7 protein-coding genes and 1 pseudogene are annotated in these 12209 nt (G+C 60.7%); 2 read left to right on the top strand and 6 right to left on the bottom strand.

Annotated elements, in window-relative coordinates; translation table 11 throughout:
- Positions 1–118 precede the first annotated feature (118 nt).
- Positions 119–3409: a TonB-dependent receptor gene (locus PW789_RS08605; protein ID WP_299374373.1), complete on the bottom strand. Its 3291-nt coding sequence runs from the start codon at positions 3407–3409 to the stop codon at positions 119–121.
- A 231-nt stretch (positions 3410–3640) separates the two neighbouring features.
- The gene (locus PW789_RS08600; RefSeq protein ID WP_299374370.1) at positions 3641–4057 is read right to left on the bottom strand and encodes a DUF2237 domain-containing protein; all 417 of its coding nucleotides are present in this window, start codon (positions 4055–4057) and stop codon (positions 3641–3643) included.
- 156 nt (positions 4058–4213) lie between these two features.
- Between PW789_RS08600 and PW789_RS08595 the strand changes: the two genes are divergently transcribed.
- Together PW789_RS08595 and PW789_RS08590 are read left to right on the top strand one after the other, a co-directional pair.
- The gene (locus tag PW789_RS08595) at positions 4214–5311 is read left to right on the top strand and encodes a Gfo/Idh/MocA family oxidoreductase (protein WP_299374367.1); all 1098 of its coding nucleotides are present in this window, start codon (positions 4214–4216) and stop codon (positions 5309–5311) included.
- Positions 5308–6327: an NAD(P)-dependent oxidoreductase gene (locus PW789_RS08590; RefSeq protein WP_299374364.1), complete on the top strand. Its 1020-nt coding sequence runs from the start codon at positions 5308–5310 to the stop codon at positions 6325–6327. Before PW789_RS08595 ends, PW789_RS08590 begins: the two co-directional genes overlap by 4 nt.
- Before the next feature lie 63 nt (positions 6328–6390).
- Here the strand turns inward: PW789_RS08590 and rocD are convergent, their stop codons facing one another.
- The 4 genes and pseudogenes from rocD to msrA all read right to left on the bottom strand — a co-directional run bounded on the left by rocD (position 6391) and on the right by msrA (position 12076).
- Positions 6391–7638 (bottom strand): ornithine--oxo-acid transaminase, encoded by a 1248-nt coding sequence (rocD, locus tag PW789_RS08585; RefSeq protein WP_299374361.1) that lies wholly within the window; start codon positions 7636–7638, stop codon positions 6391–6393.
- Positions 7639–7812: 174 nt separating this feature from the next.
- Positions 7813–9451 (bottom strand): annotated as a pseudogene (locus tag PW789_RS08580) (ABC-F family ATP-binding cassette domain-containing protein).
- Positions 9452–9693: 242 nt separating this feature from the next.
- Complete coding sequence (locus PW789_RS08575) at positions 9694–11211, bottom strand: DEAD/DEAH box helicase (protein ID WP_299374358.1); 1518 nt, start codon at positions 11209–11211, stop codon at positions 9694–9696.
- Between the two features lie 388 nt (positions 11212–11599).
- Positions 11600–12076: a peptide-methionine (S)-S-oxide reductase MsrA gene (gene msrA, locus PW789_RS08570; RefSeq protein WP_299374355.1), complete on the bottom strand. Its 477-nt coding sequence runs from the start codon at positions 12074–12076 to the stop codon at positions 11600–11602.
- Positions 12077–12209 lie beyond the last annotated feature (133 nt).

Genomic DNA, 12209 nt, shown 5'->3' with positions numbered 1-12209 from the left:
CCTCCGAAGCTGTAGGTCAGAAGTTCGAATCTTCTCGGGCGCACCATCTCCGACATTGTTAGCACAAAGAAGAGGCTCCCATCGCGGGAGCCTCTTCTTTGTGTTTTGCAGCTGTCTTTTAGAAGTTCAGCCTTGCAGTGAACTGGAGCTGACGAGGACCATAAAGCGTGCCCGAGGTCGACGTCGGCGTGCCGAACGGTGTGCTGGTGTAAGGAGCGATCGTCGTGGCGCCGTTATACTGGTACGCCGTCGTGCTCACGCTGATAATCTGCTTTTTGTTCACGACGTTGAAGGCTTCAGCCGACAGCTGCAGGTTGACTCCCTCGTGGATCGTGAACTTGCGGCTCAGACGAGTATCAATGTTGCGGATACCGGGTCCGGGGAACGAATTGCGAGACACCTGGGGAGCGCGGCCAGTGGCTGGCGAGGGGCTGTTGCCCACCGCACCACCAGTGACGCCACCCTCAATACCGCCGGTGACAGCGCTGGAACTCATCATCGCAGTCACAGGAAGACCAGTCTGCTCCGTAGCCGAGCCTGACAGCGACCAGCCATTGACGGCGTAGCGCAGGAAGGGATTCGCCACGCCAACAACAGGCTGCCAGACCAGGCTGCCGACGAAACGTCCGCGCATGTCGAGGTCAGAACGGCCGTACTCGCTGAGCGTGCCGGGATTCTTCAGGTTGTATGGATCGAGGATTGTATTGGTTCCGTTGAAGGTACCGTACTGACCCGAGACCTGGCTGCCGTCGATCGTCTTGGCCCATGTGAAATTGATAAGGGCCTCAAGCTGATGACTCATCGGCTTGCGGATGCTGATGGCCGCCGAATGGTACCAGGAGTTGATCCCGCTGAAGCCTACCAGGATGCCGCCGTCGTTAGGCGAAGGCCGCGACAACGTGTTCGAGTAGAACGGCACGGTGACCGTCGACTGCGCCACGCCAGCCGTGTTGGTGACGGTGTACGTACGGGTGAGGTTGGTGTGCGGCAGGTTAGCGTCGATGAAGTACGGAAGACGCATGCCGCGGGTACCAACATACGAGATTGAGAGCGAGATGTGACCCGGAAGCTGCTGCTCGATACCGAGGTCCATCGAATGAGTGTAGGGGTTGGTGAAGCCGGGATCTTGACCGCGGAAGGAGAGCTTCTGCAGACCAGCCGAACCGTTGACCGTGGGAGTTACAGCACCGGCAAACGGAGCCGCCAGCGGAAGTCCCGGAGGCGTGAACAGAACACCGATGTTCTGCGGCGCGCCAGTGGGATAGCTGTAGTTCGTGACGCCGTTGGTGGTCGCTGTCGAAGCAGCCAGCGAATACGCCTGCTGGAAGACACCATTCTCTACGCGGGTGGCATAGAAGGTGGAGTTTGAGCTGAGGCCATAGAAGATGCCGTAGCCGCCACGAACCACCATACCGTCAAACGGCGACCATGCAAAACCGACGCGAGGCTGCAGCATGGTGTAGTTGGTGTGGATGGTCTTGGTGTAGTAGTTGCCCAGAGGCGAAGCCGCACCGTTGTAGCTGTTGGTGTAAGGAACCGGTGGCTGAGGCACCAGCTGCAGGTCATAACGCAGACCGGCAGTGACGGTCAGATTGTTGGAGACCTTCCAGCTGTCTTCGGCGAATGCCGCGACATCCTTGTTCCACATATCGTCCGCACCGATGTGGGTGATGGGGTCGTTGACCTGCTGGAACGAGGTCCAGTGACGACCACCGTTGACGCCGTAAACGTCCTGCACCCAGTTGGCGAAGGCAGCGGGAACACCGGAGATCGTGGTGCAACCGGCAGCCTGAACGCCGGTGGCGCACTGACCGGTAAGAGCCGCGTAACTATAGACACCGCCGCCCTGGAAGAGGTTGGCGAGGTAGTCGTGGATCAGGTTGACGTCCACGCCGACCTTGACGGTATGACGGCCCATGACCTTCGAGAGCGTATCGGCGATCTGGATGCGATGCTCGTCAGGAAAGGCTCCGCGGGGCAGAGCGTTCGGCATGCCGTAGCCCTGTAGACCGGAGATCGTGACCGAGGGTCCGGGCGCATTGGCCGAGGTGACTTCGAGGTCACGCGCCCACTGGAAGCGGAGCGCGTTGGTCATCGAAGGCGTCAGCACGCTCTCCCAGTTGGAGATGAAAAAGCGCTCGTGGAAGTCCGCGCGGCCGTTGGTGCTGGCCGAGCTGTTAGTCGCCGTCGCCGAGGTGGTGTAGCCGTTGGGCAGATTGTAGTTCTGCCAGTTGAACTCGGCGCTGACGTGGTTGTTGCCGTTCGCCTGCCAGTCGATGCGCGGGAAGAAGATGTCCTGCTTCAGGGTACGGGGAGCCGGACCGCTGAGGCCGTTGATATAGGCCTTGGCCGCATCGCACTGCGTCGAGGTGATGGGCGAGGGGCAGGCGTAGCCCGCCAGCGTGGCGGACGAGATCAGGCTGCTGTACAGCAGCGGCTGCACGCGGCGGAAGCCATCATAGGTGAAGAAGTAGAACAGCTTGTCCTTGATGATGGGACCGCCCACCGAGCCACCGAACTGCTGCTGCTGGTGAATCGCCGGCTGGAGCAGAAATGGATTCTTGTTCGTCCGGCCCTGGTACTTGGTCAGCGGGTCCAGCGCATTCAGCGAGGGATAACGCAGCGAGTAGAAGAGGTCGCCGTGAACGGTGTTGGTACCGTTGCGCGAGATGGCGTTGATCTGGCCGCCAGCTGCCTGGCCGAACTCAGCCGAGTAGCCGGAGACAGAGGACTCGAACTCCTTGATGGAGTCAACCGAGAAGACGTACGGGGCGCCGATGGCGCGGCCACGAGCCTCGGAGAAGAATGCCTGCTGGTTGTTCGCGCCGTCGATCAGGTTCGTGTTGTACAGACCGGAGATACCACGATAGGAGATCAGCCCCGAGCTGCCGTCTGGAACCACGTTGGTCGTCAGCAGCACGAAGTTATCGTAGCGGCGGCCGTTGACCGGGAGGTTCGAGACCAGCTCCTGTCCGATGGTCTGCGAGACCTGCGTCTTCTCCGTATCGATCAGTGGCGAGGCATCGGTCACAGTCACCTCGGTCGAGGTCGAGGCAGCCGGAAGCGCGAGGTCAACCGAAAGCACCTGGCCGACGGTCAGATTGAGGTTCTTGCGGTCAACCTTGCCGAAGCCTGTCCCTGCGACAATGAGCTCGTAGTGGCCGGGCTGCAGAAAGGTCGAGCTGTACTCGCCTCCGGTGCCTGCCGTGAGGTTGCGTGTCGCGCCGGTGTCGGTGTTGATGACCTGGATCACGGCGTTCGGAACCACAGCGCCCGAGGCGTCGGTGATGGTTCCGGAGATGGTTCCAGTCGCTGCGGTCTGGGCCGTTGCAGGCAGAGACACCACAAGAGACAGGACGGCGGCGGCAGCAACCGTAAGGATGCGCTTACACGCAGGGGGATAGTTCATTGAGTACTGGCTCCTATAAAGAAACACCGGACGGGGCGGTGATCAAATCATGCGGACCGCTGCAAACGACTGTGCTGTCTGTCGGTGCTGCAGTTCATCTACAACCAAAAACTGAAATCTTGTAATGATTTAACGGTCGCCGCTTTGGGACAGGCTGTCAAGAAAAAACCACGTGAATCGGACTTGCGCTTGCAACCCGTCCCCGCAAAATTTCGTCTATGCGCCAGCCGCTTAGTGCAAGGTGTCGGGAATGACAGCGTAGTGGATGAGGATCTCGAAAGGAACGATGGCCAGGGTGGCCTCGTGCGTCGCCTCCAACAGGATGGGGCAGGCTGCTCCGGCACGCTGCACGGCCAGCCAGCGGGCGGCGCAGACGCACCAGCGGTCGCCAGGCTTCAGCCCGGCAAAGCCGTATTGCGGCATGGGCGTACTCAGGTCGTTCCCCATCTCCTTGGAGACGCGCAGGAAGTCCTCGTTGACGATGCAGCAGATCGTGTGAACACCGAGATCGTTCGGACCGGTCTCACAGCAGCCGGTACGGTAGAAACCGGTCATCGGCTGACAGCCGCAGACCTCCAGAGGTTGCCCCAGGACATTTCTGCCGCGAGCCTTGATCGGCTCCCGGATCGGTTCACTCTCAGGTATCACTTCGTGGGCCTGCCTCTTCTTCCTCTTGCTGTCAGTATGACATCTTTGAAAGGACACAGGAACAGCCATTCCCCCTGCGAGAGTTCCAGAGAGCACCGGTAAGCGACGGCTACCGCCCGGCGGATGGCTCCCTGTACCCTGAAGAGGATGCCGGTTTTGAGAGAGTTGCGTATTGGAATCATCGGCTGCGGCAAGATCGCCGATGGGCATGCCGAGGTCGTGAAATATCTGGATGGCGCCACACTGGCGGCGGTCTGCGACCGCGAGCCGCTGCTGGCCGAACAGCTCGCCGTCCGCTACGGCGCTGGAGCCTGGTACGGCGATGTCGGCGAGATGCTCGCACGCGAGCGCCTGGACGTCGTCCACATCACCACGCCGCCGGGGGTCCACCTCGCGCTGACGCAGCAGTGTGTCGCGGCAGGTGCGCACGTCTTCCTTGAGAAGCCTCTGGCTCTGACCGCAAAAGAATCGAAGGCTCTGATCGATGCCGTCGTCGCAGGCGGACGCCAGATGACCATCAATTACTGGCCCAACTTCGACCCGCCGGCTATGCAGTTCAAAAGGATGCTGGCCGATGGTACCCTCGGCGACCCCGTCCACGTCGAGGCCTTCATCGGCTACGATCTCGCCGGAGCCTACGGACAGGCGCTGATGAGCGATCCCGGGCACTGGGTCCATCGCCTGCCGGGCAAGCTGTTTCAGAACATGATGGACCACATCTTCAACCGCATCGTGCCTCTGTTTCCCGATGTAGAGCCCGAGGTCCACGCCTTCGCCTATAAGCGGCGCGAAGCGGTCCGTGGAGACGGCACCGACGCCCTGCTCGATGAGCTCCGCGTCTTCCTGCGCGGCGGAAACGTCTCGGCCTATGGCAGCCTGTGCTCCCACGCTCGTCCCGTCGCCAACACGCTGAAGGTATACGGCACCAGGGCCACGGTTGAGGTGGACTTCAACAACCGCACCGTCGTCACCTCGGCTTCACAGAAGTATCCAAGCGCCGTGGGACGCCTGATTCCACCCGTGCAGATGGCGAGCCGTTACGCCGCCGAAGCGAAGAAGAACCTCGGGCAGTTCCGCCGTCACGAGTTTCATTTCTTCGCCGGCATGTCGAAGCTGCTGGAACTGTTCTACGACAGCATCCGCCGCGATGCGCCGCCGCCGATTTCCTACTCCGAAATTCTGCGCGTAGCTGACGTGATGGACCGCGTGATCGAGCAGGCCTATCCCGCACAGGTCGAGGAGGACGCACGATGAAGATCCTCGTCACCGGAGCAGGAGGCTTCCTGGGTAAATCGATCGTGGAGCGGTTGCTCGCACACGGAGAAAACGACGTGCGCTGCATGCTGCGCGATACAACCAAGGCCAAAGGGCTGGAGACGATCGCGGCGAAGTATCCCGCAGCGAAGCTCGAATTCGTCAGCGTCAACCTTCGCAATCCCTCCGAGATTTCGAAGGCCCTTGCAGGCTGCAGCATGGTGATCCACGCGGCAGCGGCGCTCAAGGGCTCGCCTGCGGAGATGTTTCTGGACTCCGTGGTCGCCTCGCGCAATCTGTTGGAGGCTGTCGCCAACGAGCTGCGCGCCATACGCATCGTGCTCGTCAGCTCCTTCGGCACCATGGGCGTAGCCGACCTGCCGCGCGGCGCCATGGTGGACGAACGCACACCGATGGAGCAGCACCCCGAGCTGCGCGACGTTTACTCCCACACCAAGCTGCGCCAGGAGCAGCTGTTCTGGGAGTACCGCGCCAAGTACGGCTTCGAGCTAATCGTGCTGCGGCCGGGCGTGATCTACGGCCCCGGCGGAGGCCACTTCTCCAACCGCGTCGGCCTGAGCCTCTTCGGACGCTTCCTTCACCTGGGCGGCAACAACCTGCTGCCCCTCACCTACGTCGACAACTGCGCCGAGGCCATCGTCGTCGCTGCTCTCGCCGGTACCGACGGCGAGATCTACAACGTCATCGACGATGATCTCGTCACCTCGAAGCAATACCTCGCCGCATACAAGAAACAGGTGAAGAAGGTAAAGTCCGTGCCGGTTCCCTACGTGGCGCTGATGTGGGGCTCAAGGATGGTGGAGCGCTACAGCGCCCGCTCGAAGGGACAGCTGCCGGCGATCTTCACGCCGTATAAAACCCGCGCCATGTGGGGCGGAAACCAGTTCTCCAATGCCAGGCTGAAGAGCATCGGCTGGAGACCGCTGCTCTCGACACGCGAGGGTATGGATCGTGCCTTCGCTGCGTTTCGCGCAGAGCCGGAGAAGACAAAGTAAGCCCGCAGCAAAAAGAGATGCCCTGCCATCAGGCAGGGCATTCGTGTTTGAAGCATGGGCTTCTTAGTTGCTCTCGAGCACTGCCTTGATGTGCTCGCAGGCCCACAGCAGATCTTCGCGCTCGATGGTCAGCGGCGGCGCAATGCGGATGACGTTGTCATGCGTCTCCTTGCACAGGATGCCTTCGCGCATGAGCGCCTCGCAGATGGGACGCGCCGGACCGTTCAACTCAATGGCGACCCAGAGACCCTTGCCGCGAAGCTGTCTGATATTCGGGCTCTTGATCTCGCTAAGCTTGTCCATCAGCACCTTGCCCAACTCGGCCGAACGCTCGCAAAGCTTCTCGTCCACAATGACACGCAGAGACTCACGCGCCACCGCACACGCCATAGGATTGCCGCCAAAGGTGCTGCCATGGTCACCGGGATGGATAATGCCGATGATCTCCTTCGAGGCCAGCACAGCGGAGACAGGATAGAAGCCGCCCGCAAGCGCCTTGCCGACGATCAGCATATCGGGTGTGAGGTCCTCATGCTGATACGCGAACATCTTGCCGGTGCGGCCGAGGCCGGACTGAATCTCATCGGCGATGAAGAGCACGTTGTTCTCGCGACAGATCTTCGCCGCCTCGGCGAGGAAACCGTCCGGCGGAATCAATACGCCCGCCTCGCCCTGGATCGGCTCCACCAGGAAGGCCGCGGTGTTAGGCGTAATCGCTGCACGCAGCGCAGCGGCATCGCCGAAGGGGATGATCTTGAATCCCGCAAGATACGGCCCGAAGCCGTCGCGGTACTGCTCCTCGGTAGAGAAGCTGATGATCGAGATCGTGCGTCCGTGGAAGTTGTTCTCACAAACGATGATCTCGGCCTTGCCCTCGGGGATGCCCTTGATCTTGTAGCCCCACTTGCGCGCGAGCTTGATCGCCGTCTCAACCGCCTCCGTGCCGGAGTTCATCGGCAGCGTCATCTCGAAGCCGGTAAGCTCCGAAAGTTCCTTCAGAAAGAGAGGTAGCTGGTCGTTGCGAAACGCACGCGAGGTCAGCGTCACACGCTCGGCCTGCTGCTGCATCGCGGCCAGGATGCGAGGGTGGCAGTGTCCCTGGTTGACGGCCGAGTACGCCGCCAGAAGGTCAAGGTACTTGCGCCCCTCGACGTCGTAAACCCAGCAACCCGATGCCCGCTCCACCACAACGTCCAGAGGCTTGTAGTTGTGTGCGCCGTACTTGTCCTCCAGCGCGATGAGGCGCGAGGTGGTGGTGTTCTGAGTGGTGTGATCTTCCGCTGTGTCGTTGTGCAGAACTGAACTTGCCATATCGACCGCCTAAGCCTGTTTCTATACCGCCAAACATGCTTGTTTTTTGATCATTATTTCATGGAGCCCTTGAAAACCGCTAAAAACAAGGAGCTTATGCATACTGAATGCATAAACACGAAAGGCGCAGGAGAAAACCCGCGCCTTTCGTAAAGTGAGATGTATAAATATTCGCTACTTCGCGGCCAGAGCAAGCTGTTGCTGATACTCCTCGTACGGCCCCTTGTGATCGGTGATGTGGAAGTCTTCCGGTCCACCCTCGAAGTGCCAGATGCGAGTGCCCGCCTCTTCGATCAGGTCCTGGTCGTGGGTGACGAGGAAGACCGTGCCTTCATACTTCTGGATCGCCTGATTGAGCGCGTTGATGCTCTCGAGGTCAAGATGGTTGGTGGGCTCGTCGAGGACAAGCACGTTGGGCTTCTGCAGCATGATCTTGCAAAAGAGCAGGCGCGCGGCTTCGCCTCCGGAGAGAGCATCTGTCTTTTTGAGACCCTCTTCTCCACGGAAGAGCATCTGGCCGAGAATGCCGCGGATGTCTTCCTTGGTGGCCTGCGGATCGAACTGATGGAGCCAGTCGCTGGCCGTCATGCCGAGTTGGATCGAGCCTTTGTGATCCTGCGCGAAGTAACCGATCTGCGCCTCGTGCCCCCACTTGACGACGCCGGAGTCGATGGAGACATCTTTCTCTTCCACCCCCGGACCGTTGGCCAGCAGCGCCTTCAGCAACGTGGTCTTGCCCTGGCCGTTACGGCCGATCAGGACGACCTTGTCTCCGCGCTGAACCGCCGCAGAGAAGTTGTTGATGACATGCTCGGTCTTACCGTCGGGCTGCGCGTAGGACTTGTTGACATTCTCAAACTCGAGAACCGTCTTGCCGGACGGACGAAGCATGTCGAAGCGGATGAAGGGGCGCGCAATGTTGGAGCGGGCGAGCTCGCTGGTGGCGAGACGCTCGACCTCCTTCTTACGGGAGTTCACCTGTGAACTCCGAGTGCACCGCGGAAAAGCGCGCGATGAAGTCGTTCAGCTGCGCGATCTTCTTTTCGCGCTGCTCGTTCTGGCTCTCGATGCGGGTACGGATGCTGGTCTTTTGCAGCACCATGTCGTCGTAGCCACCGTTGTAGGTGATGATCGTCTCGTAGTCGATGTCCGCGATGTTGGTGCAGACATTGTTGAGAAAGTGACGATCATGCGAGATGGTGATCACCGTTCCGTTGTAACGATTGAGAAAGTCCTGGAGCCAGTGAATGGACTCGAGGTCCAGATAGTTCGTCGGCTCGTCCAGCAGCAGGGCTTCGGGGCTTCCGAACAGGGCCTGCGCCAGCAGCACGCGAACCTTCTGGCCGCCCTGCAGCTCGCTCATCTTGCGCTCGTGCACCTCGTCGGGAATATCGAGCCCCTGCAGCAGCACAGCAGCATTGGACTCGGCCTCGTAGCCGTCCTCGTCGCCGACGATGCCCTCAAGCTCGCCCAGGCGCGAACCATCTTCGTCCGTCAGCTCAGCCTTCTCGTAGATGCGCTCGCGCTCTTCGAGGGCGGCCCACAGGCCCTTGTTGCCCATGATGACCGTATCGATGACGCGGTAGGCGTCGAACTCGTACTGGTCCTGTTTCAGGACGCCGATCTTCTTCGGGCGGACGACCGAGCCCTTCTGGGCATCGATCTCGCCGGTGAGGACCTTCATGAAGGTCGACTTGCCGGCACCGTTAGGACCGGTAAGGCCATAGCGGCGGCCCGTAGTGAACGTGACCGAAACATCCTCGAAAAGGAGCTTCGATCCATAGCGCATTGTGACGTTAGAGACGGAGATCATCAACTCTATTTTCGCATGATTCAGGCTGTAAATACGCCGTGAAAATAGAGCTGCGGCTCACGGAACGGCACTCAGGCCTCAATCACCGGGAGGGCTGCCCTGAAAAGCGCTGCATGCTGATCCGTTATCAACGGGCGCACTTACGCTATTAAAATTTTCACTTCTGCAGAAACACAAATGCTCCGGCAGGTGGGCTGGTTGGCCCTTCTGCCGGAGCATCTTTACCTTTGTACGGCTTGGCTTTAGCGGCCGCGGTTGCCGCGAGTAGGACGCGAGCCCGACCGGGTTCCACGCGAACTCGAACCATTGCGGCTGGAGTGCGATCCGCCACCACCATTGCCCTGCGGACGGCCACCCTGGCCCGGACCACGACGACGGCTGCGGGAGCCAGGACGGTTACCGCTATTGCTGCCGGCTCCTGCAGGCTGCGCTGCTCCACCACCGCGCCACGAACGCGTCTCAAGTGCGAGGAGAGCATCGATCGGATCGGCATCTGCAGCAGGTGCACCATTGATGGAGTTGAGATCGAGGGGCTTGTTGCGCTCTTCTTTCTCAATGTTCTTATCGGCCTCACGCCACTCGAACTTGATCTTCAGCTCGCGCTCCAGCTTGCGGGCATCGTGGCGCTCCTGCGGCATCACGTAGGTCGTCGCCACGCCCTTGGCGCCGGCGCGGCCGGTGCGGCCGATACGGTGAACGAAGTCCTCGCTTGCGTTGGGCAGGTCGTAGTTCACGACGTGCGCGATGTCAGAGATGTCGATGCCGCGCGCCGCGACGTCAGTCGCTACCAGCACGCGATGCTTGCCCGTGGCAAAGCCCTTAAGAGCCGCCGAGCGCTGCGACTGCGAACGGTCGCCGTGGATGGCGTTCGTGTCGTGCCCCAGCTTCTCCAGCTTGCGCGCAATGCGGTCAGCACCATGCTTGGTCCGCGAGAAGACCAGGAAGGTTCCCTGCTCCTCGTTCAGCATCTGGTTCAGCAGGCCGAGCTTCTGGTCCTGCATCACCGTGTAGACGCGCAGCTCCACGCGGTCAGAGGGCTTCGACGTGGTACCGATCTGGATGCGGACCGGGCTCTTCACGTAGTCGCGCACGATCTCCTGGATGTTGGCATCGAGCGTGGCCGAGTAGCACATCGTCTGGCGGCCCTTGGGCACAGCAGTGACGATGCGGCGGATCGCCGGCAGGAAGCCCATGTCCAGCATGCGGTCGACCTCGTCGAGGACGAACATGTCGACCTTGGAGAGATCGATCTCGCGGCGGCGGAGGAAGTCCTCAAGGCGTCCCGGGGTGGCAACCACAAGGCGCGGTCCACGGTCGAGATTGTCGAACTGCGTGTTCTCCGAGAGACCGCCGCAGATCAGCACAGCATCATGCTTGGCGGCGGGCATCAGCTTGAAATAGGCCTCAAGAACCTGCATGGCCAGCTCGCGCGTGGGAAGCAGGATCAGTGCCCGAATGTGATTGCGCTTGGCGCGCGTGCTGGGCTGCGAGGTGGCGTCCAGGCGCTCGAGAATCGGCACCAGGAAGCTGAGCGTCTTGCCGGTACCGGTCGAAGCGGTGGCCAGGATGTCGGCGCCTTCGAGAGCAGGAGGAATCGCACCGGCCTGCACCGGGGTGGGCGTGACGTAGCCCGCGCTGCTCAGGCGGCTCTTCAGCGAGTCGGAGATGTTGAAGTCGGTAAAGCGGGGGGCAGAAGGGGTAGAGGTGCCTGCCGGAGTGGCCTGGCTGGTGGTTTGCTGCTCAAGAATTGCGGTTTCCAAGTAAAGATCCTTTAGGTTCGATCACAGCACGAGGCGCGATCAACAGAGATATGCAGAGGCGGCACACGGCCGTCGAATCGAAATTCAGCATGACTCTCGTAAGCATTCGAAAGGGCTGCTGCTGCACGGCGAGGCATACCGTCCCTTGACGGGCCTCTAGCCAGAGCAACCAACACGCGCTTCCACATTTCGTGGTGAAAAGCAGGCGGTGGGAGAGGCGGATCGCAGTCTCTGGCCAGATCTCCGATTGTGCTGGAGTCTTCCTGCGACGCCTGCGCAGCCTATCTTGTCCTGCGCATCTTGATGGTATCACGAATTTGAAAGTATGGGCTCGAAAAACAAGAGGGACGCCTCAGCGTCCCCTCTGTCATCCAGATCGCCTTCGGGCTTAGATATGGCAGCTCACCATGCCACGCTTCTCCAGGTACCGCTGGTGATACTCCTCAGCCTTCCAGAAGCTCACCTCCGGCTCTACCAGCGTTGCGATCGGCTGCCGGAACATACCCGAGGCGTTCAGCTCGGCGATCTTTGCCTTCGCCTGCGCTGCCTGCTCATCGCCATGCGTAAAGATCACGGTGCGGTACTGGGTTCCCCAGTCCGGCCCCTGGCGATTGACCTGCGTCGGATCGTGCAGGGCAAAGAACGCATCCAGCAGCGACGCGTAGCTTAGGCGGGAGCTGTCAAAAGTTACCTGCACCACCTCGGCATGGCCGGTACGGTCCGTACAGACATCCTTGTATGTCGGATGTTCCAGCTCTCCGCCTTCGTATCCCACGACCGTGTCGATCACGCCTGTTACTTCGTTGAACTTTGCTTCCACACCCCAGAAGCACCCTGCTCCAAATGTTGCCTTCTCGATTGCCACATCTACTCCTTTGCTGCGACTGCACCTGACTCCATCGGCCGGCGGCTATTGTCTCTATTGCGGGCTTGAACCCTGCTTATTGGATGCTCCCGCATAGGGGTTTGTCACCATAAGCACCATGGACAGCGCGAGT

This window comes from Edaphobacter sp. (assembly GCF_028283685.1).
Lineage (GTDB): Bacteria > Acidobacteriota > Terriglobia > Terriglobales > Acidobacteriaceae > Edaphobacter.
Note: the sequence above shows the minus strand (reverse complement) of the source record. Positions and strands in the feature narration are given on the sequence as shown.